The following is a 24,404-nucleotide window of genomic DNA, read 5'->3' on the forward strand; positions in this document are numbered from 1 at the left end:
CGCGCGTCCATCGCTGCAACTCCGACTTGTCGCCATCGAACAACCGCAAAGCCGGAGCCGGAGAATTCGCCATAACCAATTCTCCCAAACCAGCAACCATTCACGAACTAACGACACGCGACACTAGCGGGCGAGGCGTCGCACGAGCATCGCCGTCGCTTCGACTGCGGCGACCATTGCGATGATGACGAGCACGTAGGCGAACACCTGGTCGAAGTGGCGCCCCTGCAGCGCATTGATCAGGAGGAAACCGATGCCGCCGGCGCCGACTACCCCGAGGAGGGTCGCAGAGCGGACGTTTTGCTCCAGCAGATACATCAGATGACTGACGAGTGCGGGGAAAGCCATCGGGACTGTGGCGGATGCGAACGTCTGCGTCCTCCTGGCGCCTGCTGCGGTGAGGGAACGTTCGGGACCGGATGGGACTTCCTCCATCGAGTCCCCGATGAGCTTGGCGAGCAGGCCTACCCCACCGATGCCGAGGGCGAGCGCGCCGGCTTGTGGGCCGAACCCCGTGGCGATGATGAAGACGATCGCCACGACGAGATCGGGGACGGCACGGAGGAAGAGCGCGAGGCCTCGGAAGATGGCGCGTGTCGCAGGGTTCGGTGCGACGTTGCGCGCGGACAACGGGCCGACGATCGCGGAGACGACCGTGCTCATGAACGTGGCGGCGAAGGCGATCTGGAGCGTCGTCACCACCGCGTCGAGCACGTCGGCCCACGCGCGTCCGCCGAAGTTCGGCGGCCATACGGCGCGGTCCAGCTCCGCGTTGCTGACCTGATCCCAGCTCCACGGGCGCAGCAGCCTCCCGAGATCCGGATCCGCAACGAAAACAGCGGCGACGACGAGCGCAAGCGCCACCCATGCCCATGCCGCCGCTGTCAGGCGTCCACGGGTCCAGGGGCGATGCATTGCGGCTTCGATTCGCGCGTTCCGTTCGAGGGCGTCCCGTGTCGCGGAGGGAGTCGCCGGGCGGGGTGGCCTGCGCCTCAGAACGCCCCGCACGATGCGGTCCCCGAACCGCCTGCCCGTGGGGGTCACGCCGAGCATGCGCGCGCGAACCATCGAGGAGACGATCTCGAACAGCATGCAGAGAGCGATGATGATGATGACCAGCGGTATTGCGCTGCGCATCCCGGACGGGCCCGTGTGCAGGGCCTCGTCCAGTTCGTGGCCGAGGCCTGCGACGCCGACGATGCCGAGGATCACGCTTCCGCGGAGGTTGATGTCGGCGCGGTGGAGGGCCACGGCGATCCAGGCCGGCAGCGCGTGAGGAATCACGCCGACCCAGAACTCCTGTGCTCTCGACCCGCCGGCCGAGCGGATCGCCTGGCGCGGGCCGTCATCGATCTGCTCGATGGCGTCGGCGAACATCTTCGAGATCATGCCGATCGAGTGCAGGCCGATTGCGACGATCGCGGGCAACGTGCCTGAGTTGAACCACAGGAACGCGAGAAAGACGACGAACACGATGTCCGGTATCGCCCGCGTGACGATGCCGATTCCTCGGCAGATGATCATGACGATGTGGTGCGGCGTCGTGTTGCGTGCGGCTCCGTACGCGACAGGTATCGACAACAGTGCAGCCAGCGCGGTTCCCGCGATGACGAGCGCGAGTGTCATCGCGATCGCTGTGATGACCTCCCGGACCGGGTCGAGTCCGACCCAGCGCGTTGTGAACGCGGTAGTGCCGTTCGGCTGGCGCGTGCCCGTGACCTCGAACCCCGGCCATTGCATAGGCAACGCCATCTGAGCGAACCGTCGGAGGTTCTCACCCGTGGTCTCGATGCTCTTCAAGCTGTAGTCGAGGCCGATGACCGACAAGAGTCCCAGGAGCAGCACGGCTGCGATGACGGCAGCGGAGACGATCGTGCGTCCCTGCGGGAGAGAGAGCGTGAGCCGCGCATCGGCGACGGAGGTCACAGGCGGTTCTCCTCTGCGTACACCTCTCCCCGCGCATGTGCGAGTTCGGCGGTGACGGCGGTCAGCTCGTCCGTGGTCGTGGTCATGTTCTCGTAGATCTCCATCACCCGCTCGCGGGTGAGGCCTCGCGCGGGGGTATCGAGGACGACGGATCCGCTCTGCAATCCGATGACCCGATCGCCCCAGCCGAGCGCGAGGTCAACCTGATGGAGGCTGCACAGGACCGTAAGTCCGCGCTCTGACGCGATCTCCCGGATGAGCACCATCACCTGCCTGCTCGATTCCGGATCGAGCGAGGCCACCGGCTCGTCGGCGAGGAGCACCTCCGGATCCTGCATGAGCGCGCGCGCGATCGCGACACGCTGCTGCTGTCCGCCCGACAGAGTATCTGCTCGTTGATGAGCTTTGTCGAGGAGGCCGACGCGCTCGAGATGACTTAGAGCTCTGCGCCGAAGCGTTCTCGGATAGGCCCAGACTCCCAGGCGCGGCCCGCGAAGGGTCGACAGCGATCCGGTGAGCACGTTCTCCAGGACGGTGAGCGGTCCGACGAGCTCGAACTGCTGGAAGATGAACCCGATCCGGCTGCGCAGTTCGCGGAGCGCTCTGCCGTGCAGCGAGGAGACATCCTGCCCGATCGAGACAACGCGCCCCGCAGTGGGGGTCTCCAGCCCGTTCACGTGCCGCAAGAGCGTCGACTTTCCTGACCCTGAGAGCCCGAGCAGCGCCACGATCTCGCCGCGCTGAACGGAGAACGACACCCCAGATAGAGCGGGGCCCGCTGAGGCTCCGGGGTACGTCTTGCTGAGAGCGGTGACAAGCACGGCCGGAGTGTCGTTGGCCATCAGATGATCTCCGTCGGTCTGGGCGAGGCGTTCAGATGAAGGGTCAAGCTCGGCAGGCCGTGACCTGGTCGGCGACCTCGTCGCACAGGGTCCGGATGAGGTCGTAATACGAGTCGTCGACCTTGCCATAGCCGAACCAGTTCTCGGCGAGATACTCGTTCAGCTCGAAGCCGGCGTCGACGAGATCCTGCGGGGTGCTGTCGGCGAGGAGCGCGGTCAGCTCGTCCTTGAGGTCCTGCGGCAAGGCGGACTGCATGACGATCGGCTCGCCGGGGACACGAACGCGCGTGACCTCTTCGACGGCCCCCGTGGCGATCATCGGGTCCGCGTCTGCGTCCTGCGCGAAGCCCACCTGGCACTCGAATCCCTCGGCGACCTGGGCGACGGTGAGGTCGTGCTTCTCGCCGAACACGCGGTTCGTCTCGTCGACGGTGACGCCTGCCTCGAGGAGGCTGCCGGTCGGCACCGCGAAACCGGAGGTGGACGCGGGGCTGACGAAGCAGACTCTCTGGTCGGCGAAGTCGCTCAGAGTCGACGCGTCGGAGGCCGGGTTCTTGATGGCGACCGAGTGGTAACCGGGCTCGCCGCCCTCCTGTGAGATGAGCGCGCCGATGGGCTCGATCTGCGCACCTGCGTTCTGGGCTTGGTAGTAGGTGAACCCGCTGATCTGGGCGATGTCGATCTGTCCCGCGGCGAGGCCCTGCACGACGGCGGCGTAGTCGGTCGCCTCGAAGAACCTCACCTCCTTGCCCGTTTCCCCGCTGATCCAATCAGCGATGGGCTGGTTGTCCTGGTCCGCTCCCTCGCGGTCGGGGAGGACGGCAAACACGAGCGTGTTCTCGTCGCCCGAGGCGAAAGTTCCGGCATCGGCTGCGGTGCCAGCAGTCCCGCTCGGGGGCGTCGAGGAGCAGGCAGCGAGGGAGAGCAGGAGGGCGATGCCCGTCGCAAGAGCGAGGGGTCGTGCCGGGGATGACTGCATGGGAAACCTTCTGGGTGTCGAGGGAAGTTTACGGTCCGGGCAAAAACACGAAGTCAACTTGTCATGCCAAGTAACCCATCCATGATGCGGGACTCGCGAGCCCGAAGCCGCAGTAGTGGTGCGATTTTGCAGACTGTTCCTCAATCGTTTACCTGATACCCAGATATCGCGAGGTGAAGTTGACGCAAACTTGTTCGGACATGTAAGGATGATGTTCGTGACGACTTTGCACACTGCCATCGCTGAGGACCTGCGCGAGCAGATCCGTGATGGGCGGCTGCCGATCGGCAGCGCTGTCCCGTCTGAATCTGAGCTCTGCGTGCAGTGGAACACATCGCGCGCTCCGGTGCGCCAGGCGCTTGCTGCTCTTCGCGCGGAGGGAGTGATCTCAGGTGGACAGGGCAAGCGGGCGACTGTGAGCTCGCATGCGCTGCGACAGCCGTTCGACACGCTGATGTCCTACTCGGCGTGGGCGTCTTCGGTGGGCCGCAAGCCCGGCCAGCAGATCCTCGAGCTGGCCTTGCGTCCGGCGGACTCCTTGGCGGCCGAGATGCTGCAGGTGAGCGAGGGGAGCCTCGTGGTGGAGGGTCTTCGCCTGCGGTTGCTCGACGACGAGCGGGTGATGCTTGAGCGCGCTACCTATCTGGAGAGTGTGGGGCGCTTGCTGTTCGACTTCGACTCGAACTCGGGATCCCAGTGGGAGTTTCTGCGTACTCGTGGCGTCGCCATCGCCTCTGCCTCCCACACGATCGACGCCGTCGCTGCCGATGATGTCGACGCTGTCCATCTTGGGGTGACCGAAGGATCGCCGCTGCTCAGGCAGCGGCGACTCGCCCGGGATGCCCAAGGAACGGTCATCGAGTATCACGACGACCGATACCTCCCGGCGATGATCGCATTCACCCTCGAGAACACGCCGAACATGCGCTCCGCTCTGGGGCGCAGGACCCAACCCTGAAGGAAGAGAAGCAGCAATGCCCCAGACAGACATCGACCTTGCGGTCTTCGACATCGCAGGCACGACCGTGGATGAAGGTCTCCAGGTCTACAAGGTGCTCGAGGAGACTGCACGCGCGCATGGCGCATCGCCGAGCGAAGCCGACATCAATCGCTGGCACGGCTCCTCCAAGCACGAGGCGCTGAAGGCTCTGCTCACCGACGCGGAAGGCGTCGCTCCGGACGAGGAGCGTCTCGCGCACGTCGTGGAGGACTTCCGAAGCCGTTTGAAGGCCGCTTACAAGGCATACCCGCCGGCCGCGCTTCCGGGCATCGAGGACGCGATTCGCCAGCTGCGAGAGGCCGGAGTGAAGGTCGTCTTGAACACCGGCTTCGACCGGGACATCGTGGACCTGCTACTGGATGCGCTCGGCTGGCAGGGCGACGTGGTCGTCGATGGCGCGGTATGCGGCTCCGAGGTGCCTGAAGGCCGTCCCGCTCCGTTCATGATCTTCCGCGCGATGGAGCTTTCCGGCGTGACGGATCGCGGGCGCGTCCTCGTCGCGGGCGACACGCCTCGTGACCTGCAGGCCGGCCTCAACGCGGGTGCGGGATACGTCGTCGGCGTGCTGTCGGGCGCCGGTACGGCAGAGGAGCTCGGCACGGAGCGACACACGCACATCCTTCGATCCGTGGCGGACGTTCCGCAGCTCGTAGGACTTGCCCCGGCGGAGGTTGCGTGAGATGAGCACGCCTACTGTGAACCCCGAGATTCTGGAAGGGACGGCGCCGTCGCAGACGCTCGCCGCGGTGTGGAACGGGGGCGACGACATCGAGGTGCGACACTTCGCGGTTCCCGAGCTCTCGGAGGGCGAAGTGCTCGTCGAGATCGATCTGGCCACGGTCTGCGGCAGCGATCGCCACACGGTCAGCGGACGACGCGTTCAGCCCTCTCCGTCGATCCTGGGACACGAGACGGTCGGTCGAGTCATCGCAAAGCGTGGCGACATCCGCGCAGTGGACGGCGCTCAGCTTCACATCAACGACCGTGTGATCTGGTCGGTGACGCTGCCGTGCGGGGAGTGCGACCGCTGCGAAGCCGGGATCACCGCGAAGTGCCGCAAGCTTCTGAAGGCGGGACATGAGTCGCTGGACTCGGGATGGGCGCTTTCTGGCGGGTACGCCCAACACGTCCTTCTCCCGGCCGGGATGCCGATCGCCGTCGTCAGCGATGGAGTCCCCGACGAGCTGGCCGCACCGGCAGCCTGCGCGACGGCGACAGTCATGGCCGTGATCGAGCGCGCGGGAGATCTCCAGGGCCGCCGCGTCGCCGTGATCGGTGCCGGCATGCTCGGCCTGACTGCGGCGGCGGCCGCCGCGACCGCGGGGGCTCGGAGCGTGACGTCCATCGACATCAGCGCTGAGCGCCGAGAGCTGGCCCAGCAGTTCGGAGCCACTCACGCGGTGGGCTCTCTGGCAGAGATCGACGAGATCGACGTTCTGCTCGAGTTCTCGGGGTCCACGCGGGCTCTGCAACAGGGGCTCGCGCTGCTCAGCATCGGAGGGGTGGCGGTGCTAGCCGGCGCCGTCGCGCCCGACGGCAACCTGGAGATCAGCCCGGAGTACATCGTGCGGAGCCACCTCTCGATTCGCGGCCAGCACAACTACGAACCCCGTCACCTTGGCGGTGCTCTGGACTTCCTCGCCGCGACGGCCGATCTGTATCCGTGGGGCGAGCTCGTCGCCGCACCGCGGCCGCTCTCCGCGATTCGGGATCTCCTCATCAACGTTCCCGGCCCAACGCCGCGCTACGCGGTCGCTCCTGCTGCCTGAACAGCCTCGCGATGCCGATGACGGCGGGGGACAGGGGGGCGTGACTCTCTGGACCCCGTCGTCAAACGCACAGCGCCTCATCCGCTGACGACTTCCGAGACAGACGATGACTGACAACGAGCAGGCGACGTACCCCCAAGACCCGGGGTCGGTCGACGACGGGCGATCCCTCCACGATCTCAGCGAGAAGAGGCGGCTGAAGGCGGCGCAGGTCGAGATCGTCCTGGAAGACGGAATCGAAGCGGACGAGACCATTTACCCCATCAGCGTCTACACGCGGAAGCACCGAGAGCTGGCGTCCGATCGCCTCGTGTTCGCGGGGCGAGACTCCGTCGCTCTCAGCGAGATCATGTCCGAGGCTCAACGTCTCCTCTGGAACGTCGCGGCCCTTGACGTTCGTGCGTCTTCGTACCGATTCGCCCGCGGCGGGCGTGTCCTCATGGCGCAGGTCGCCGCTGAAGAACGGCAGGAGGCGATGTGACCATCACATACGAGACAGTCGAAGCCGGGGACCTGCGCATCGCCTACGAGCGCAGCGGAGTTCTCGGAGGACCTGCCGTCGTTCTCCTCCACGGCTTTCCGTACGATCCCCGTTGCTTCGACGGCGTCGTGCGTCTGCTCGCAGCCCAGGGGGCGGACGTCGTCGTCCCATACCTGAGGGGATTCGGCCCGACGCGATTCCTCGATGACAGGACGATGCGGTCCGGACAACAGGCCGCTCTGGCGGCCGATCTCGCGGCGTTGATCACTGCTCTCGGCCTTGATCGCCCTGTCGTCGGCGGCTTCGACTGGGGCGGGAGGGCAGCGACAGTGACCGCCATGCTGCACCCTGAGTTCGTCTCGGGTCTCGTCAGCGTCGACGGCTACAACGTCCATGACATCGCCGCGGGTACGGAGCCGATCGCGCCGGAGCGTGAACGCAGGCTCTGGTACAACTACTACCTGCACTCGGAGCGAGGCCGACGCGGGCTGACCGAAAACCGCGCGGCGTTCGCCCGGCTCCTCTGGGAGGAATGGTCACCGAACTGGACGTTTTCCGACGAGGCATTTGCGGCGACGGCGGTCTCGTTCGACAACCCCGACTTCGTGGAGGTTGCGGTTCACTCCTACCGCCACCGCTTCCAGCTCGTGCCGGGAGATCCGGCATACGCGCGCGACGAGGAGATCATCGCGACGTTTCCGCAGATACTCGTCCCGACCATCGCGATCAGCGCCTTGGACGACGGCCTCCGCGGCCCCAAGCCCACGTCCGAACACCGGAAGCGATTCCCCAACCTCGTCGAGGACGTCAGGCTCCACGTCGGGCACAACCCACCGCAAGAAGCGCCTGAAGAGTTCGCGGCCGCCGTAGCCAGGCTCCTGTTCTCAGCTTGATCGGTGTGAGCGGGCTCGGCGAGGAAGAGTCCGTCGGCTAAGACATGGGCCTCGTGGAGAGACTGCTCCACGAGGCCCATGTCGTGCCGTTCAACGGGTTTCGTACTTCGCGAGGAACTCTGCCGCGGGCAGGGCGCGGAAGTCGTCGAGGCGTTCGCGCAACGTCTCGTGGCTCCAGTCCCACCAGGCCAGGCGCACCAGGCGCTCGGCGACGTCCGGGATGTGCCGGAATCTGACGATGCGGGCGGGCACGCCGGCGACGATCGCGTAGTCGGGGACGTCCTTGGTGACGATCGCCCCTGACGCGATGACGGCTCCGTGGCCGATCCGGACATCGGGCTTCACCTGCGCTCCGTGGCCGATCCAGGTGTCGTGGCCGATCACGGTGCGGCGTGACCTGCGCTTCTCGAACCATTCGTTGTCGTCGGCGACGTCATCCCAGTACTTCTCGGACCGGTACAGGAAGTGGTGCAGGCTGGCCTTGTCCAGCGGGTGATCGGTCGCGCCGATCCGCACGAGGCTGGCGACGTTCGAGAACTTGCCCACGGTCGTGTTGGCGATGTCGCAGAGGCGGTCGCAGTAGCTGTAGTCGCCGAGCTCGGTGTTGTTGAGCCTGCTGCCTTCTCCGACCTCGGAGTATGCGCCCAGGACGCTGTCGACGACGGTCGACCCCTCGTGAACGACTCCCTGCGGCGGTAGCTTCAATTTCATCTGGGCTCCTCGTCTTCCTTTGTTGTCGTGCGGGATCATCCCGGCCCGTCGCTCGCGGCCGCGAGAAGCGGGACGAGCACATCGCTCACGGGTGTCGCTATGCCGTGGGCCCGGCCGAGCCGGGCGATCACGCCGTTCCGAGTCCGCCATTCGAGGGGCCGGCCGGCTTCGCGGTCGGCGAGGATCGACGTTCCCATGTCGGACGGGTGTCCCTGGAAGACTGCGACGACCTCTTCCGGCGTGCTGTCGCTGAGTTTCGCGCCCTCGGCGCGGGCCACGGTGAGACACTCGCGCGCGTACCGGATCGCGAGATCGACGACGTCGTCGCGCTGGAACATGCCGGATCGGCGTCGGGTGAGCACCATCAGGCCGGCGATGGCGTTCTGGATCAGCTTCCGCCAGGCCTCCGTTGTGAAGTCCTCGGCTCGCTCCACGGCGATGCGGCTGCCGGCGAGGACCTCCGAGATGATTCGCGTGGGCTCGACCGCGGGGACGGTGAGCCGTGGCGCACCGCGCAGACGCACCGAATGATCGGGCTGTGCTTCTGCGGGGAACCACACGATCGACGGCACGATCTTCGCTGCCGGGGTGTGTGGGCGGACCATGGCGACCTGCTCCACGCCGTTCTGCAGCACGCACACGACGGTCTCGTCAGCGCAGAGCGCGGTCAGCCAGGCGGCGGATGCGTCGATCTGGGTGGCCTTGACCGAGAGGAAGAGCAGATCCACCGGCGTGCCTGCATCCTCAGGATTCGTCACCACGGGGCCAGGCACGGTTATCCGCTCATCGGGGGTGTCGAGGAGCAGCTGCTGTCGCCGGCTTCGTCCGTAGAGCTGCGGCGTGCGTCCGATCTCGTGCAGCGCCGCCGCGACGGTGGTGCCGATCGCGCCCGGGCCGACGACGGCGATCGTGGGCTCAGCCATCGCTGTGCACTCCTCTCAGGAAACGCGCGAGTGCCTCCCCGGCCTCGGCGACGGTACGGTCGTTGACGATCTCCAGGTCTACAGGATGCTCCGGGGCAGGGTCGGCTCGATCGAGTCGTGCGGCGATCGCTGCGGCATCCTCCCGACCGCGCGCGGCGATGCGCGCGCGGCGAACGTCCTCGGGAACGGTGATGCGGACCACTCGTGCCCGACCGAAGCGCTCGCCGAGCTCGGGAAGCACGCCGCGGGACACGTTCCCGACCACGACGGCGCCTCCCCGCACACGTTCCTCGACGGCAGCGGGAATCCCGTAGGCGAGCCCATGCGACCGCCACGATAGCGCGAACGCGCCGCGCGCCTCTGCCGCCGCGAAATGGCTCTCGCTGACGGAATCACAGTCCTCCGAGGGGCTCGCCGGTCGCGTGATGACGCGACGGACGAACTCGATGTCGTCCGCGGCCAGGAGAGTGCGCGCCGCGCCGATCACGGAGTCCTTGCCGGCGCCGCTGGGGCCGACGATCGCGACGAATGCGCCGGTCATGAGACTCGACGCCCTTCGCGCCAGACCCCGCGGACGATCGGGACGGTGGCACCAGCTGGGCGCTTCGGGGTCGGCACCCCTTCGCGCATGTGCACACGGATCAGGTCGGCGCGCGTGCCCGTCTCGATGCGTCCGCGGTCGTCGAGTCCGGAGGCGCGCGCCGGATTCGCGCTGACCAGCGCGGAGCCCTGGGGCAGGGTGATCGTGTCGTCCGCGAACAGCATGAAGACCGCCTGCAGCGTGCTGGCGGGGACATAGTCGCTCGAGAGGATGTCGAGCAGCCCCGCGGCGAGGAGGTCGGCGGCGGCGACGTTGCCCGAGTGGGATCCGCCGCGCACGATGTTCGGCGACCCCATCAGGATGAGCTGCCCCGCCTCGCGCGCTGCCCGCGCGGCCTCCACCGTGGTCGGGAACTCGCTGATGCGCACGCCGAGCGCCGAGGACTCGTCCACGTGCTGCGTGGTGGCGTCATCGTGCGTGGCCATCGTGATCCCGCGACCTCGTGCACGCTCCGCCATCATCGCCCGATGGGGGATGCTGTACCGAGCGGACAGCTCCGCGAGCTGCGTCACGTGAGCCTCGAACTGTTCCGCGCTCATGCCCCACTTCGGCGTCATATAGGTGCGATAGTGCTCGACGTCTGCGAACTGCCGCTGGCCGGGCGTGTGGTCCATGAGCGACACGAGGCGCACGCGCTCGTGCGCGCCGAGCTCGTCGAACATGTCGAGGACGTCGGCCGTGGCGATCTCGCACCGCAGGTGCACGTAGTGGTCGGCGCGGAGCAGGTCGGCCTCGGCGGCGTGGATCACGGCGTCGACCAGCGTGCGGGCGCTCTCGGCGACGGAGTTGCCGTCGCTCGGGCCGGTGCCGATGCGCAGTGCGTCGAGCACGGTCGTGACGCCGGACGCCGCCATCTGCGCGTCGTGGGCGATGACGGCGGGCACGGGGTCCCAGAACCGCTTGGGCCGGGGCTGGAAGTGCGCCTCGACCTGGTCGGTGTGCAGCTCGACGAGGCCGGGCATCAGGTAGTCGCCGCCGAGGTCCTCGATGACGGATCCGTTCGGTGCGAGCTCTGGGTCGTCGGAGATCTCGACGATCTCGCCGTCGGCGACGCGGACGGAGCCGTGCAGGACCTCGTCGGAGAGGACGATCTGGGCGTTGTGGAAGACAGACGACATCACGCCTCCTGGGATGGAGCGAAGGGGTGGACGGAGAGGAGGGAGAAGGGCTCGCCCGGGGCCGGCTCCCTGAAGAGCGCGATCGAGCGCAGCTGCACGTCGGCGCCGTGGACGCTCGCGAAGTGCTCCCGCACGGCGGTGTCGACCTCGGCGACCCGCTTGTCCGGGATGGAGTCGGTCAGGGTGAGGTGGAACCGGAACTCGTCGAACACGTACGGGTACCCCCATCGTCGGAAGAGTTCACGCTGCCGATCGCTCATCGTCTCGGGGCGTCGGCGGGCGATGTCGGCATCGTCGAGAGGCGCACGGAGAGCATCGAACTCGCGGACCGCGTCCGCGGCGAGACCGTCGACTCCCGCGGTGCTCCCGCCCGGGCTCAGCGCCCGGAACCGACCGATCCTCGTCACGGCGAGGCCGATCAGAGGCACCGCGGCCCGGCGCGAGGCGAAAGCCGAGGCCGCATCTCGCAGGTGCTCCTCCGTCCGGCCCTCGGCCAGGCAGAACGGCGCTTTCAGGGTGCCGTGGAAGCCGTAGCGGCGCGGCTCGGTCGTGAACGCGCGCGTGTCTTCGCGGGAGAACCAGCGTTCGGCGAGGTCGCGCAGGCGCACCGCGGCCAGGTCGTCTTCGGTGCCGAGCGCGCCGGGGAGCGCGTAGACGGCGTAGCGCGTCATGCGACGAGGCTTTCGCTTCTGGCCGCGGTGAAGGAGCGGACGTCGACGACCTGGTCGGCCACGGCGTCGCGGACGTCGTGGTCGTGGAAGATCGCGAGCATGCCGGACCCGGCGGCCAGGCGTTCGCGGATCAGCTCGATGACGACGCTGCGGTTGCGGGCGTCGAGCGAGGCGGTGGGCTCGTCGAGCAGCATTAGGGGGCGCTCGGCGACGAAGCCGCGGGCGATGTTGACGCGCTGCTGCTCGCCGCCGGAGAACGTCGCCGGCGGGAGGGTCCAGAGGCGCTCGGGGATGCTGAGCCGCTCGAGCAGCTCGGCCGCGCGCTCTCGCGCGACCGGGCGATCCACGCCCCGTTCCACGAGCGGCTCGGCGACCACGTCGAGCGCGGGGACACGGGGCACCGCGCGGAGGAACTGGCTGACGTAGCCCATCGTCTCGCGGCGGGCGGCGAGCACCTGTCGCGGCTCGGCGACGGCGAGGTCGAGCACGCCCCCACCGTGTCGCAGGAGCATTGACCCGCGGTCGGTGCCGTAGCTGCCGTAGACCATCTTCATCACGGTGCTCTTGCCGGCTCCGGACTCGCCGCCGAGCACCACGCAGGATCCCCGCGGGACGTCGAAGGTGAGTCCCTGGAGGACGGGGATGGTCTGCGCGCCCTGCAGGTGGAGGGTGAAGGTCTTGTCGACGTCCCGGACCGACAGGACGGTGTCTTCCGCGGTGCGGGTGTCGTGGATCGTGTGCGTCATCGTTCAGCCTTGCAGGATCGAGGAGACGAGCAGTTGGGTGTAGGGGGCCTGCGGGTCGTCGAGCACGCGATCCGTGAGACCCGATTCGATCACGGCGCCGTCCTTCATGACGAGGGTGCGGTGCGAGATCAGTCGTGCCACGGCGAGGTCGTGCGTGACGATGACGACCGCGAGACCGAGGTCGGCGACGAGCGAGCGGATGAGGTCGAGCAGCCGTGCCTGCACCGACACGTCGAGGCCGCTGGTGGGCTCGTCCATGAAGACGAGCTTCGGGCCGAACACGAGATTGCGGGCGATCTGCACGCGTTGGCGCATGCCGCCGGAGAACGTGGCGGGAGTGTCGTCCATGCGCTCGCGGGGGATCTCGACGCGCTCCAGCCACTGCGCCGCCTGCTCGCGGATCCGCCCGTAGTGGCGGGCGCCGTTGGCCATGAGCGGCTCGCCGACGTTGCCGCCTGCGGAGACGTGCATACGCAGCCCCTCGGCGGCGTTCTGGTGCACGAACCCCCAGTCGGTGCGCCAGAGGCGGCGCACCTCCCGCTCCGAAAGCGCGGCCAGGTCGACGAGATGCTCACCACCGCGTTCGCCGGAGGCGGCATCGCGAGTCGTGCGGTACCGGATCGATCCCTCGTCCGTCGTGAGCCGCTGGGAGAGCATCCCGAGCAGCGTCGACTTGCCGGATCCGGATTCGCCCACGATCGCGAGCACCTCGCCCGGCCACAGGTCGAAGTCGACATCGCGGCAGCCGAACTTCTCGCCGTAGCGGTGGCCAGCGCCGGTGACGCTGAGAAGCGGAGTGGAACCATCGGCGGTCATGCGTAAGCCTCACTGGTCTTGTTCGCGGCGGTGCGCTCGCAGTGGTCGGTGTCGGAACAGACGTACATGCGTCCGCCGGCGTCGTCGATGACGACCTCGTCGAGGTACACGCCCTCCAACCCGCAGATCTCGCACGGCGTCGAGAACCGCTGCGGCTCGAAGGGGAAGTCCTCGAAGCCCAGGCTCTCCACGTCCGTGTACGGCGGGATCGCGTAGATGCGCTTCTCCCGGCCCGCGCCGAACAGCTGCAGCGCCGGGCTCTGGTGCATCTTGGGGTTGTCGAAGCTCGGGATCGGCGAGGGCGCCGTCACGTAGCGGCCGTTCACGAGCACCGGGTAGTCGTACGTCTTCGCCACGTGCCCATACCTGGCAATGTCCTCGTAGAGCTTGACGTACATCAGGCCGTACTCCTCGAGAGCGTGCAGGCGCCGCGTCTCGGTCTCGCGCGGCTCGAGGAAGCGCAGCGGTTCCGGCTGGGGGACCTGGTAGACGATGATCTGTCCGTCGGCGAGCGGCGTCTCGGGGATCCGGTGGCGTGTTTGGATGATCGTCGCGTGATCCGTGCGGGTGGTGCTGTGAGCGCCGGCGACCTTCTCGAAGAAGTGGCGGATCGAGACCGCGTTGGTTGTGTCGTCGGCGCCCTGGTCGATGACCTTGAGCGTGTCGGCGGGCCCGATGATCGAGGCGGTGACTTGCACGCCGCCGGTTCCCCAGCCGCGGGGCATCGGGACCTCGCGCGAGGCGAAGGGCACCTGGAAGCCGGGGATGGCGACGCCCTTCAGTAGCGCCCGGCGCACGACGCGTTTGGTCTGCTCGTCGAGGTAGCCCTCGTTGTAGACGATGCGAGGTTCGATGTTCACTGCACGCCCTCTTTCTCTTGAACGTCGCTGCTTCCCGCCGGCGCGTTGGTCCGCTCTCGGAACTCGCTGTTCAGCTGGCGGATGAGCACGAGCTCGGCCTGGAAGTCGACGTAGTGGGGCAGCTTCAAGTGCTCGACGAAGCCGGTGGCCTGCACGTTGTCGGCGTGGCTGATGACGAACTCCTCGTCCTGCGCGGGCGAGACGCGGCGCTCGCCGAACTCGTCGGCTCGCAGTGCACGATCGACCAGAGCCATCGACATCGCCTTGCGCTCTGCGCGACCGAAAGCCAGGCCGTAGCCGCGAGTGAAGGTCGGAGCCTGATCGGCATTCCCGACGAACTGGTTCACCATCTGGCACTCGGTCACCTCGATCCGGCCGATCGGCACGGCGAACCCGAGCTCCGGAACCTCGAACTCCACCTCGACCTCGCCGACGCGCACCTCGCCCGCGAACGGATGTGTGTTGCCGAAACCGCGCTGCGTCGAATAGCCCAGCGACAGCAGGAAACCCTCGTCACCGCGGGTGAGGGCCTGCAGACGCTCGGCTCGGCTCATGGGGAAGACGGTCGGCTCGCGCGTGAGGTCAGCCGGCTCCGGATCGTCCCAGCCTTCCTCGGGGCGGTCGGGCTCGATCAGCGCATCGGCACCGAGCAGGTCCGTCACGCGCGGCATCGACTCCTCCTGCGGAGCCGGCGCGGATGGGATATCCGGAACCACGAGCTCATCCGCGAGCAGCCGGTGCGTGTAGTCGAACGTCGCCCCCAGCTGCTGCCCGCCCGGAATGTCCTTGAACGTCGCCGAGACGCGGCGCTCGGCCGGCAGGGAGGCGGTGTCGATGGCGACGGTCGTGCCGAAACGCGGCAGCGTCGTCCGATACGAGCGCAGCAGCGTCACCGCCTCGAGGACATCGCCCTGCGACTGCAGCAGCGCCTTGGCCGCCAGATCCGGATCGTACAACGACCCCTCCGCCATCACCCTCGCGACGAGCACCGCGAGCTGATCGCGCAGCTGCGCATGGCCGACTCGCTCCTCCTCGCCCGCGCCTCGCTTCGCCAGCAGGGCGTGCGCGTTCGCGATCGCCTTCTCCCCGCCTTTCACCGCGACGTACATCAGGCGTCCTTCCGTTCGATCTTCGTGGTGCGAGGGACGGCACGGACGCTCGTCTCGTCGGCGAGGATGATGTCGACGCCGCGGGGGAACTGCTCGCGGTTCGCGTCCCACTGGTCAAGGAGCCGCGTGTTGAGGCCGACACCGTCCCAATCGATCTCTCCGTCGACACCGGGGCCGCTGACGGCGAAACGTCCGACGGGACCGGTTCCGGTCGCGTCGATCAGCACGGTCGCCGACGTGTGCGGCTCCTGATCCGTGCCCTGCGCGAGCTCGTGCAGATCAGGCGCGACAGAGGGAGACGAGGCGATGACGAAGAGCGCGTCGGTGGGGGAGTCCACGAGAGGTGCTCCCGTGTGGAAGCGCACCCAGCTCTCCACCTCCTTCGAGAAGCGAAGCGCGCGATCGAGCCAGATCGGGGTCTGCGCATCGCACAGCGTCAACAGGATCGCCCCCGCGCCGGCGCCGAGCGGCGCCGGCGCGCTGAAGGGACGCTCGCCCTGCACCGCGGGGATGGCCTGCGCCAGCATGGGGCGGGCCATCGCGTCGAGCACCGCGCGGAAGGTGCGCTGGGCATCCCCGACGGCATCGGTGAAACCCGGAAGGTACGACGGGCCCGACGCGCCGGAGGCCTGGATGAGCGTCATTCGTCGTCCTCGTCGTCTGCGTCGCTCTCTCGCGCGACGGTGAAGAAGTCGACCACGGTCGCACGAGCCTCCGCCTGCCTGCGGTGGTCGCGTTCGCACTGTGCGCTCTCCAGCGGTGCGATCACCTCGGCGAGGACCCGGTCGCGCTGGTCGGAGGAGAGCAGCGCGTCGAAGATCGCGGCCAGCCCCGCGTGCTCGGGGTAGCTGCCGAGCACGTAGGCGGTCCCGGTGCTCTCGCCGGAGACGCTGCGCGCCAGCACCGTGGCGCGGGCGACGGTCGCCTCGCCCAGGTTGAACCGGTCTCCCGTGCCGCCTGCCCGGCTCTGAACCATCACGAGGCCGGCTTCCGGGCCGCGCAGATACTCGACGGCGGGCCGGTCCGGCCACGAGTCCCACAGGCGAGCGAGCTCGTCCTGCGAGGCGTTCGCGAGAACGCGTGCGGTTCGCCGGCGTTCCTCGAGATCGGGGGTCATCAGTCCTCCAAACGATATGTCTAATTATCTAGACAACTAGAATCTAGTGCAACGATGGGATGTGTCACGCGTGTTGAGGCGGCTCGCGTCTGACGAGCGAATGAACACTGGGTGAACCGAGGTGGGGAGAACGCTGTGGTGACGAGTCCGTCCCGGACGCCGAACGGATACTCCGCCTGGCGTCTCATCGCGGAGGAGCTGCGAGCCGAGATCGCCGGCGGGCAGCTGCGCACAGGCGACAGGCTTCCGACCGAGAAGTCCCTCGCCGAGAGGTTCTCCGTCAACAGGCACACCGCCCGGCAAGCGCTCGCCGCGCTCGCCGCAGACGGCCTCGTGGAGTCCCGGCGCGGGAGCGGCACCTTCGTCATCGGAGAGACCGTGCACGTCCACCGAATCGGCATGCGCACCCGGCTGACGACGAGCATCGGAGACCGGCATTCGTCGGACGGGCGCGTCGTGGAGAGCGCCGTCGAGCCCGCCCCACCCGAGATCGCGCGCGCTCTGCGCATGGCTGCAGGAGCCGACGCGATCCGCGTCGAGTCGCTGCGAAAGGTCGACGGCCAGCCTCTCGGGCTGGCGACCCGGTGGTTCGACGCCGCTCGCCTGCCGGACATCGCAGCGGCGCTGAGGCGCACGGCGTCCGTCACCGCGGCACTGCGAGCATGCGGCGTCGAGGACTACGTCCGTGTGTCGACCGCAGTGGCCGCGAGACACGCGACCGTGGCAGAGGGCTCTTTGCTTCAGCTGGAGCCCGGAGCGATCGTGCTGGTGACCGAAGCGGTGGATGCCCTGCTCGACGGGACCCCTCTGCAGCACGGCACGACAAGATTCGCTGCAGGACGAGTGCGGCTCGATATCGAGCACGCGGCAGTCCCACAGGCGGGAGAGCACGGCTCCGAAGCCTGACGTTGTCTCTTTGGAGCCGTGCATTGCATCTCCTGCGGACGGGAGCCGAGTAGGGGCTACACGCGAGTTGCGACGCGGGCGGGCGCGGCAGACCGCTGGAAGACCGCGCGTCCTTCACGCCACAGGCCTTCGCCGACGAAGGTCGTGCCCGAGACAGTGGCGAGCGCCGCGGTGAGCGGCTGGCCGATACGGATGTCCGGACGCCGCAGCCCGAGAGCCTGCGCCGGGTTGCCCGAGACGAGGTCCACTGCGGACGCGAGAGGCAGAACGCCGTCTCGTGCGAGCGCGAACGGTGCCGCCATCAGAGCGGAAGGGAGGTAGTCGCAACAGAGCATGTCCACCGCCCCTGCCCGAACAGCATCGGCCACGAGGATGTTCGACGGCGAGGTGGAGCGCCCGCGGACGGCGTTGGGCGCTCCCAGGACAGTGGTCATCCCGAGCTCCTGCGCGCGACGCGCTGCGTCGATCGTCAGCGGGAACTCGGCGACGGCGGCACCGAGCGCGTGCGCCTTATTGATGTCCTCGGGGTCGCGGTCGTCGTGCGTGGCGAGGGGCAGGCCGGCCGCCGCAGCGATACGGGCGACCTCGAGGCGCCGAGACTCGCGCTCGTTCCCGCCTGCTGCCTTCGCGGCGAGGATCTCATCGACCTCCTCCAGGGGCACGCCCCAGTCGGCCGCATAGAACTCGCGGTGCTCCTGAGCGCTCGCGAACCGGCTGCGCTCAATCGAGTGCTCCATCACTGAGATGAGCGCCGCGCGAGAAGACACGTCGAGCACGTCCCGGAGGGCGGCGACGGCGGAGTCGTCGGTGACCTCGACGCGGACGTGGATGCGCCAGTCGCATGCCAGCTGGGGAGCCAAGCGCTCGATCGTCGCGGCGAGCTCTGCCGCCTCCTCGACGTGGACGCCCTTGCCCGGTGCGTCCTCGCATCGCGCCGCGATGCAGACGGTGCCGATCCCCACAGAAGCCGCCTCCGCGTCGAGCGTCGCGATGACTGATTCCTGGGGGAGGACCACGGTCGCACGCGGACGCCGACGTTCGGTCATGTTGTCGAGGTGTGTGTCGACGCCGGCCGGCACGAGCACACGCTGAGGGGAATCCGCGTCGAAGGCGGTGGTCTCGGTGCCGTCGATGTCGACGACGATTCCGTCGGCGTCTAGGGAGACCCGCGCATCGGCGAGAAGCGGAAGGCCGCCGCCGGGTGCGAGCGTGATGCCGTCGATCTGAGTCTGTGTCATGTTCATGCCTTTCGTTGGAGGTGTCGTGTTCAGTCGGGATCCGTCACGACTTCGATGCGGTCGCCGCGGAAGCGGTGCCTGTTGACGGTGACGGTGACGCCGTTCTCGTCGACGTTGACGCCGCCGACCTGCAGCACGGGGGACGCGACGGGTACGAGCAGCACCTCCGCCTCTGCCGGCTCGGCCGTATGCGCGGAGAAGGTGCGGAATCCTCGTCGCATGCGCACGCCGTAGTGCTCGCGGAGCACGGCGTGCAGAGATCCACCGGTCCACTTCTCATCGATCGCCGGGAATCGGGCGGGATCGATCCATGTGAGAGTGACCGACCATGGCGCATCGTCCACGTAGCGCACGCTCTCGAAGCGGAACACGGGCCTGTCCGTGTTCCGCTGCCGTTGCGCGTGCTCGTCAGAGATCAGGGCGAGGTTCCGGACGACGTTCTCCACGCTGCGTCCGGCGCCCGCCATCGCCGCGGTGAGGCTCGCGTCGTCGCCGGCGCGCAGCGGAAACCGGGTGACGGGCAGCGCAGCGAAGGTTCCCTTTCCCTTGAGGGTCTGGACCAGGCCACGACGGGCGAGCAGCGCGAGCGCGTCTCGTACGGTCAGCCGGTTCACGGCGTAGCTCTCCGCGATCTCCGCTTCCGAGGGGAGGAGGTCGCCGGGGGCGAAGACCTCTCCCAGCTGGGATTCGAGGTCGTCCGCGATCTGCCCGTACAGAGGCGTCGAGGAGGAGCGGTCCAGCTCTCGTGCGTTCATTGCTTCCCCTCGATGATGCGGCGGCGGAGCGTCGCCGAGGTGCGCTCCACCGCGAGGACGACGACGAGGATGGCGAGGATGATGGTGAGTGCCTCGTCGTATCTGAGCAGGGCCATGGACGTCGACAGCTCGATGCCGATTCCGCCTGCGCCGACGAGGCCGACGGTCACGGCCGAGCGTACGGCGCCCTCGAGGGCGAACAGCGACGTGCCGATGAAGGACGGCAGGCATGTGGGGAACACCGCCGCGATAATGACTGCCCACCAGGGGGAGCCGCTTGCTCTGAGCCCGTCGATCACACCGTCGGGCACCTCCTCGATCGCTTCCGCGAAGAAGCGGCCGCAGAGTCCCATCACGTCGACGGCGATGGCAAGCACGCCTGCTTCCGGGCCGAGGCCCACAGCGACGATGAACAGCAGCGCCCACACGAGGTCGGGGATGGTTCGGCACACGGAGACGAAGCCGCGTGTGACGCCGTAGACGAGCGGGTGAGGGCTCATGTTCCGTGCGGCCAGCACGCCGAGCGGCAGGCTGAGTAGCACGCCCAGGACGGAGCCGAGCAGCGCGATCTCGAAGGTCACCAGCAGCGACATCAGAACCGGCCCGATGCGGGTCACATCTGGCGGGAACGCATCGGACAGGAAGTCCCCCAGCCGACCAGCGCCCGTAAGTAGTTCGCTGGGATAAAGCGCGACTCCCTGCGTCCATCCGTGTGCCAGAAAGGCAAGCGCAACGATCGGCACGATCATCATGAAGATGCTGGGCCGTCGCAGGCGGGCTGGCGCCTCGAGCGGGCTCGCCGTCGCGTTCTCTACTCGGGTGCTCATGCTGCCTCGTCCATGACAGGAACGGCTCCGGTGTAGATCGTCGAGAAGTCCTTCGGGTCGCAGGAGGCGGCGGCGACATCCAGCGCGATACGCCCGTCACGCAGCCCGACCACGCGGTCGGAGTACTTCACCGCGAGATCCACGTGGTGGATAGCAGACATCACGGTGATCCCGTTCTCCCTCGCGATCGAGCGCAGCAGCTCCATGACACCCTCCCCGGAGACCGGATCGAGGCTGGCAACAGGTTCGTCGGCGAGGATCAGCGACGGGCGCTGCATCAGCGCACGCGCAATCGCCACACGCTGCTGCTGTCCTCCGCTGAGGGTGTCTACGCGCCTCGCGGCGCGCGTCGCCATGCCGACGCGGTCGAGGCAATCCATCGCCTGCTCGCGCACTTCTCGAGCGGCGAGCGCCGGCAGCACGCAGCGTGCACCCTGCTTGGCGATGCCTCCGTGCACGACGTTGTCGAGAGCGCTCGCGCGGTTGACGAGGTTGAAGTGCTGGAACACGAAGCCGACGTCGCGCCTGATGTGGCGCAGTCGATGCCTGCTGGCCTTGCGAACGTCCTGCCCATTCAGCTCGATCGTGCCCGAGGAGGGCTCGACGAGTCGCACGATGCTGCGGAGAAGGGTGGACTTTCCGGCCCCGTTCGCGCCGATCAACGCCACCACTTCTCCGGCCGGGACGCTCAGATCGATGCCAGCGAGTGTCGGAGCAGCCGATCCGAACCTCAGCACGAGGTCCTGGATGTGAACACGCGTGGGGCGTCGCTCTTCGTGAGAGGTGCTTTCGTTGAGGGCCATCTCGTCACTCCCCGACGAACTCGGAGAAGTCGTCGACGCCGATGGCGCGGTACAAGTCGCGAGCCGCGTCGTAGTCCGCGTCCGTGGTCTCGATGAGGCGGGCGTCCGCGTACTTGGCGTTGTCCTTGCCTTCGAGCATTGAGGCAAGCAACTCGTCGAAGTGCTCGGTGAACGCGCTTCGCACGGCCTCGCGGATCTCAGGGTCGAGGTCGGCGCGAGCCATGATGACATCCGGAGGCAGAAGGTCTCCCTCCTGAATCACCGTGTATGCGCTCGGGTCGTCTTCCTCCGCCATGAACTCCTCGTAGTCGTGGCAGCCGATACCCACCGCGGTCACGTCGTCGCGCAGCAGCGCCTGATGAACACCGTTGCCCGCCATGACGACGTCGATGTCCGTGCCGGGCTCCAGGCCGGCATCGACCAGGAGCTGCGACGGGCCGAGATGGCCGCTGGTCGATCCGATGTCGCTCATCGCGATCGACCCTCCGGCCAGATCGGAGACATCGGTGACGCCGGACTCGGTCTTGACGTAGATGCACGAGCGATAGCCGTCGCGTTCGATCGAGACGAGAGGCTCGGCGTCTGTCTTCTCGTGGATGACCACGTACTCGGCCGGGCCGGTGAAGACCACGTCGACATCGCCCGTCCCGAGTGCTGCAGCTGCCGCGGTGCGGTCGGAAACCGGGAAGAACTCCAGGTCGAGACCGGTGAGCTCTTCGAACTTCGCCTCGAAAGCTCCGTACTCGCGCTGAAGCTCCTCGAGGCCCTGGAGGTCGGTGACAGCGAAAGCCACGGTGTCCTCCGCGTCGGCGGCGGTCGGGCTGCAGGCGGTGAGCGCACTCGCGCCGAGTGCGAGGAATCCGAGAGCGCTGGCGATGCGCATAGTGGTGGAGGTCATGGGAGTCCTGTCTGAGGTTGGAATCGACCTTGCAGGAACATGTCTAGATAGGTTTAATGTCGCCGTGGGTTAACCGCAGATGAACGAAGCGCGGCGGATAGCCCAACTGCCTGTTCACCTTTCCTCCGGTATCCCTTGCGGACTGCGCAGCACGAGGCCCCACGGATGTTCGGGGCGACAGGCGATCAGAGGCGAAGCGCGAGCATGTCAGGTCGCGGGACCGCTGGCTGTTAGGACCTCGAGTAGGTCCCTCGTCGGCGTGCCCGGTTCAGGGTGCAGCACGAGAAGTTCCAGTCGTCCGGGCGCGGGGTGGATAAGCTTGACGGCCTGGAAGGACAGTGCACCGGCGTCGGGGTGAATGACGGTGACGCGTCCGCCTGTGGCCGCATGGACGTCATGGCGTGCCCAGAGCCGTCGGAATCGCTCGCTGCGAATGGACAGCTCTCCGATGAGGGTGTGGAGGCGCTCGTCCGCGGTGTCGGCGCCCGCTTGCGCGCGCAGATGCGCGACGGCGGCGAGCGCGGTCTTCTCCCAGTCCGGGTTCGCGCGGCGCGCGTCGGGGTCGGTGAACTCCCAGAGCAGCCGGTTGACACCCGGGCGCATGCCGCTCGACACCGATTGGGCGGCGGCGTTGGACAGCAGGACATCGCTGTAGGCGTTGACGACGAGCGCCGGCATGGTGAGTGATTCGACGAGGAGAGCCAGCTCGCGCGGGACGGGGCTGGCGATCTGTCGTGTCGCGGACGGTGCCCGGCCGGCGAGGGTGCGCAGGTAGTCGGTGCCTTCGGCATCCAGTTGCAGCACCAGGGCAAGGGCGTCGATGACCGCGGCCGAGGGGGTGCGGTCCCGGCCACGTTCCAGGCGCACGTAGTACTCCGCGCTGATGCCGGCGAGCATCGCGACCTCCTCGCGGCGCAGGCCGGGCACCCGGCGTACCCCCGATCCGGTGGGGATGCCTGCCTCCTGTGGGGTCACCAGTTCGCGACGTGCCCGCAGGAAGTCGCCCAGCGCGTTGTCCCGCTCCATGATCTTCCACGCTACGCCGCGGCCTCCGCCCCTGGGTGGCCGAAGCTCTACCAGGGAGAGCCTCGGTCTGGAACCGCTCGACAGGGGCGGATGAAGCTGAGGTCATGACAGCACAGCGCACGTGGTTCATCACCGGCATCAACAGCGGCTTTGGTCGCGAGCTGACCGAGCAGCTTCTCGATCGCGGCGACAGGGTCGCCGGGACGGTCAGGCGAGCCGGCGTCGTCGACGAACTCATCGAGCGCGGCGGGGAGCGGCTCTGGGTCGGGAACGCGGACGTCACCGATGCCGCACAGGTCCGAGCGGCTGTGGACGGAGCCGTGGCGACGTTCGGCCGACTCGACGTGGTGGTCGCCAACGCCGGCTACGGACTGTTCGGCGCAGCCGAGGAGCTCACCGACGAGCAGATCGAGCGCCAGATCGACACGAACCTCCTGGGGACCATCCGGACCGCCCGCGCCGCACTGCCTCAGCTGCGCGGACAGGGTGGCGGGCGTTTCGTCTTCCTCTCCTCCGTCGCCGGACTCACTGCGAATGCTGGCGGGTCGATCTACCACGCAAGCAAGTGGGGCGTCGAAGGGTTCGCGGAGGCGCTCGCCCAGGAGATCGCCCCGTTCGGCATCGAGGTGACCATCGTCGAGCCCGGCGGCGCCCGCACCTCGTTCGCGCACGGCAGTCTTCGGCTCGCCGAGCCGATGAGCGCGTACGACGACACCCCCGCGGCGGCACTGCGGATCCTCCGTGACGGCAACATCCCGATCTCCGGCAGCCCCGCCCGCATCGCCGCGGGCATCATCGCCAGCCTCGAACAGCATCCGGCGCCCCTTCGTCTCGTCTTCGGCGCCGATGCCTATCAGGGCATCGTCACCCAGCTGCGAGACCGGCTCCACCAGATCGAGCCGCAGCAGAAGTCCGCCGCGGCTGCCGACTCAGACGACTGAGGAACGGTCGCCCGCGGTTCCATCCGTCGTTCCGCGCGCAGGCCGGTCACTCTCGAGGCCCCTTCGTCCGGTCCTTGGGGCGCCGCTCACTTCCGTCCCGCGCGGCGGGGTGAGTGATCGCGGGACGCTCGGTCGGCGATGGCCGTTCCGATCGCGGTGCCGTCGGCGACGAGAGCGCCGACGGTCGCGAAGACGACTCGGCCGGGTTGCGTGGTCGCGACGAGTGCGAACACGAGCGGCTGTGCGAAGCCGACGTAGGCGAGGGAGTAGTAGGCGGCACTGAGCCGCGCGCGGTCCCGCGGGTGGCCGAGGGCGTCGATCCGTCGGAGCCCCGCGACGAGGATGAGGCCGTATGCCGCTCCGAGGAGCACGGCGGCGACCGGGAGCAGGAGAACGGCATCGGCGGTGAACGCGGCGCCGACGGTCAGCATCCCGCACGCGGCGAGGC

Annotated in this window: 27 protein-coding genes and 1 pseudogene; 7 read left to right on the forward strand and 21 right to left on the reverse strand. The window is 68.0% G+C overall.

Going from position 1 to position 24,404, the window contains the following annotated elements:
• Positions 1 to 123 precede the first annotated feature (123 nt).
• From WBP48_RS17935 to phnD, 3 genes are all read right to left on the reverse strand, one after another.
• On the reverse strand, positions 124 to 1,926 hold the full coding sequence (locus tag WBP48_RS17935) for a PhnE/PtxC family ABC transporter permease (RefSeq protein ID WP_424442117.1): 1,803 nt from the start codon (positions 1,924 to 1,926) through the stop codon (positions 124 to 126).
• Positions 1,923 to 2,747 carry a phosphonate ABC transporter ATP-binding protein gene (gene phnC, locus WBP48_RS17940; protein ID WP_424442119.1) on the reverse strand — a complete coding sequence of 275 codons (825 nt, stop codon included), beginning with the start codon at positions 2,745 to 2,747 and terminating at the stop codon, positions 1,923 to 1,925. The genes WBP48_RS17935 and phnC (WBP48_RS17940) overlap by 4 nt, the downstream gene beginning before the upstream one ends.
• A gap of 64 nt (positions 2,748 to 2,811) precedes the next feature.
• Positions 2,812 to 3,747 carry a phosphate/phosphite/phosphonate ABC transporter substrate-binding protein gene (gene phnD / locus WBP48_RS17945; protein WP_424442120.1) on the reverse strand — a complete coding sequence of 312 codons (936 nt, stop codon included), beginning with the start codon at positions 3,745 to 3,747 and terminating at the stop codon, positions 2,812 to 2,814.
• A 217-nt stretch (positions 3,748 to 3,964) separates the two neighbouring features.
• Between phnD and WBP48_RS17950 the strand changes: the two genes are divergently transcribed.
• The 5 genes from WBP48_RS17950 to WBP48_RS17970 all read left to right on the forward strand — a co-directional run bounded on the left by WBP48_RS17950 (position 3,965) and on the right by WBP48_RS17970 (position 7,890).
• Positions 3,965 to 4,705, forward strand: coding sequence for a GntR family transcriptional regulator (locus WBP48_RS17950; RefSeq protein ID WP_424442121.1), 741 nt, complete (start codon positions 3,965 to 3,967; stop codon positions 4,703 to 4,705).
• Positions 4,706 to 4,721: 16 nt separating this feature from the next.
• Positions 4,722 to 5,426, forward strand: coding sequence for a phosphonatase-like hydrolase (locus WBP48_RS17955; RefSeq protein WP_424442122.1), 705 nt, complete (start codon positions 4,722 to 4,724; stop codon positions 5,424 to 5,426).
• A gap of 1 nt (position 5,427) precedes the next feature.
• Positions 5,428 to 6,516: a zinc-binding dehydrogenase gene (locus tag WBP48_RS17960; RefSeq protein WP_424442123.1), complete on the forward strand. Its 1,089-nt coding sequence runs from the start codon at positions 5,428 to 5,430 to the stop codon at positions 6,514 to 6,516.
• A 106-nt stretch (positions 6,517 to 6,622) separates the two neighbouring features.
• Complete coding sequence (locus tag WBP48_RS17965; RefSeq protein WP_424442124.1) at positions 6,623 to 6,997, forward strand: hypothetical protein; 375 nt, start codon at positions 6,623 to 6,625, stop codon at positions 6,995 to 6,997.
• Entirely contained in the window at positions 6,994 to 7,890 is an 897-nt protein-coding gene (locus WBP48_RS17970; RefSeq protein ID WP_424442125.1) for an alpha/beta fold hydrolase, read from the forward strand. Before WBP48_RS17965 ends, WBP48_RS17970 begins: the two co-directional genes overlap by 4 nt.
• A gap of 90 nt (positions 7,891 to 7,980) precedes the next feature.
• Here WBP48_RS17970 and WBP48_RS17975 read toward each other — a convergent pair whose 3' ends face one another.
• The 11 genes from WBP48_RS17975 to phnG are packed head-to-tail and all read right to left on the reverse strand — an operon-like array spanning position 7,981 to position 16,562.
• Positions 7,981 to 8,601, reverse strand: coding sequence for a chloramphenicol acetyltransferase (locus tag WBP48_RS17975; RefSeq protein WP_424442126.1), 621 nt, complete (start codon positions 8,599 to 8,601; stop codon positions 7,981 to 7,983).
• A gap of 35 nt (positions 8,602 to 8,636) precedes the next feature.
• Positions 8,637 to 9,524 (reverse strand): oxidoreductase, encoded by an 888-nt coding sequence (locus WBP48_RS17980; protein WP_424442127.1) that lies wholly within the window; start codon positions 9,522 to 9,524, stop codon positions 8,637 to 8,639.
• A complete protein-coding gene (phnN, locus tag WBP48_RS17985; RefSeq protein ID WP_424442128.1) occupies positions 9,517 to 10,065 on the reverse strand; it encodes a phosphonate metabolism protein/1,5-bisphosphokinase (PRPP-forming) PhnN in 549 nt (182 codons plus the stop codon). Before phnN ends, WBP48_RS17980 begins: the two co-directional genes overlap by 8 nt.
• Complete coding sequence (locus WBP48_RS17990) at positions 10,062 to 11,243, reverse strand: alpha-D-ribose 1-methylphosphonate 5-triphosphate diphosphatase (protein WP_424442129.1); 1,182 nt, start codon at positions 11,241 to 11,243, stop codon at positions 10,062 to 10,064. Before WBP48_RS17990 ends, phnN begins: the two co-directional genes overlap by 4 nt.
• Entirely contained in the window at positions 11,243 to 11,914 is a 672-nt protein-coding gene (locus WBP48_RS17995) for a DUF1045 domain-containing protein (RefSeq protein WP_424442131.1), read from the reverse strand. Before WBP48_RS17995 ends, WBP48_RS17990 begins: the two co-directional genes overlap by 1 nt.
• Positions 11,911 to 12,660, reverse strand: coding sequence for a phosphonate C-P lyase system protein PhnL (phnL, locus tag WBP48_RS18000; protein ID WP_424442132.1), 750 nt, complete (start codon positions 12,658 to 12,660; stop codon positions 11,911 to 11,913). The genes WBP48_RS17995 and phnL overlap by 4 nt, the downstream gene beginning before the upstream one ends.
• A gap of 3 nt (positions 12,661 to 12,663) precedes the next feature.
• The gene (gene phnK / locus WBP48_RS18005) at positions 12,664 to 13,476 is read right to left on the reverse strand and encodes a phosphonate C-P lyase system protein PhnK (protein WP_424442134.1); all 813 of its coding nucleotides are present in this window, start codon (positions 13,474 to 13,476) and stop codon (positions 12,664 to 12,666) included.
• Complete coding sequence (locus tag WBP48_RS18010) at positions 13,473 to 14,336, reverse strand: alpha-D-ribose 1-methylphosphonate 5-phosphate C-P-lyase PhnJ (RefSeq protein ID WP_424442135.1); 864 nt, start codon at positions 14,334 to 14,336, stop codon at positions 13,473 to 13,475. The genes phnK and WBP48_RS18010 overlap by 4 nt, the downstream gene beginning before the upstream one ends.
• Positions 14,333 to 15,445, reverse strand: coding sequence for a carbon-phosphorus lyase complex subunit PhnI (locus WBP48_RS18015; RefSeq protein ID WP_424442137.1), 1,113 nt, complete (start codon positions 15,443 to 15,445; stop codon positions 14,333 to 14,335). Before WBP48_RS18015 ends, WBP48_RS18010 begins: the two co-directional genes overlap by 4 nt.
• Complete coding sequence (gene phnH, locus WBP48_RS18020) at positions 15,445 to 16,089, reverse strand: phosphonate C-P lyase system protein PhnH (protein ID WP_424442138.1); 645 nt, start codon at positions 16,087 to 16,089, stop codon at positions 15,445 to 15,447. The genes WBP48_RS18015 and phnH overlap by 1 nt, the downstream gene beginning before the upstream one ends.
• The gene (gene phnG, locus WBP48_RS18025) at positions 16,086 to 16,562 is read right to left on the reverse strand and encodes a phosphonate C-P lyase system protein PhnG (protein WP_424442139.1); all 477 of its coding nucleotides are present in this window, start codon (positions 16,560 to 16,562) and stop codon (positions 16,086 to 16,088) included. The genes phnH and phnG overlap by 4 nt, the downstream gene beginning before the upstream one ends.
• 138 nt (positions 16,563 to 16,700) lie before the next feature.
• Between phnG and phnF the strand changes: the two genes are divergently transcribed.
• Positions 16,701 to 17,468 (forward strand): phosphonate metabolism transcriptional regulator PhnF, encoded by a 768-nt coding sequence (phnF, locus tag WBP48_RS18030; protein WP_424442140.1) that lies wholly within the window; start codon positions 16,701 to 16,703, stop codon positions 17,466 to 17,468.
• A 56-nt stretch (positions 17,469 to 17,524) separates the two neighbouring features.
• On the opposite strand, the gene WBP48_RS18035 is transcribed toward phnF, so the two are convergent.
• From WBP48_RS18035 to WBP48_RS18060, 6 genes are all read right to left on the reverse strand, one after another.
• Positions 17,525 to 18,706, reverse strand: a complete 1,182-nt coding sequence (locus WBP48_RS18035) for an alpha-D-ribose 1-methylphosphonate 5-triphosphate diphosphatase (RefSeq protein WP_424442141.1) — start codon at positions 18,704 to 18,706, stop codon at positions 17,525 to 17,527.
• Positions 18,707 to 18,735: 29 nt separating this feature from the next.
• Positions 18,736 to 19,461: a GntR family transcriptional regulator gene (locus tag WBP48_RS18040; protein WP_424442142.1), complete on the reverse strand. Its 726-nt coding sequence runs from the start codon at positions 19,459 to 19,461 to the stop codon at positions 18,736 to 18,738.
• Positions 19,458 to 20,288 (reverse strand): phosphonate ABC transporter, permease protein PhnE, encoded by an 831-nt coding sequence (gene phnE / locus WBP48_RS18045; protein ID WP_424442143.1) that lies wholly within the window; start codon positions 20,286 to 20,288, stop codon positions 19,458 to 19,460. The genes WBP48_RS18040 and phnE overlap by 4 nt, the downstream gene beginning before the upstream one ends.
• Entirely contained in the window at positions 20,285 to 21,091 is an 807-nt protein-coding gene (phnC, locus tag WBP48_RS18050) for a phosphonate ABC transporter ATP-binding protein (RefSeq protein WP_424442144.1), read from the reverse strand. Before phnC (WBP48_RS18050) ends, phnE begins: the two co-directional genes overlap by 4 nt.
• Before the next feature lie 4 nt (positions 21,092 to 21,095).
• Positions 21,096 to 21,989, reverse strand: a complete 894-nt coding sequence (locus WBP48_RS18055) for a phosphate/phosphite/phosphonate ABC transporter substrate-binding protein (RefSeq protein WP_424442145.1) — start codon at positions 21,987 to 21,989, stop codon at positions 21,096 to 21,098.
• Between the two features lie 207 nt (positions 21,990 to 22,196).
• On the reverse strand, positions 22,197 to 23,015 hold the full coding sequence (locus tag WBP48_RS18060; protein WP_424442147.1) for a helix-turn-helix domain-containing protein: 819 nt from the start codon (positions 23,013 to 23,015) through the stop codon (positions 22,197 to 22,199).
• A 104-nt stretch (positions 23,016 to 23,119) separates the two neighbouring features.
• On the opposite strand from WBP48_RS18060, the gene WBP48_RS18065 reads away from it, so the two are divergent.
• Positions 23,120 to 23,956, forward strand: coding sequence for an SDR family oxidoreductase (locus WBP48_RS18065; RefSeq protein WP_424442149.1), 837 nt, complete (start codon positions 23,120 to 23,122; stop codon positions 23,954 to 23,956).
• Between the two features lie 86 nt (positions 23,957 to 24,042).
• Here the strand turns inward: WBP48_RS18065 and WBP48_RS18070 are convergent.
• Positions 24,043 to 24,404: pseudogene (locus tag WBP48_RS18070) on the reverse strand (MFS transporter); the annotation flags it as partial.

This window comes from Microbacterium sp. (assembly GCF_049661145.1).
In the GTDB taxonomy this organism is placed as follows: Bacteria; Actinomycetota; Actinomycetes; order Actinomycetales; family Microbacteriaceae; genus Microbacterium.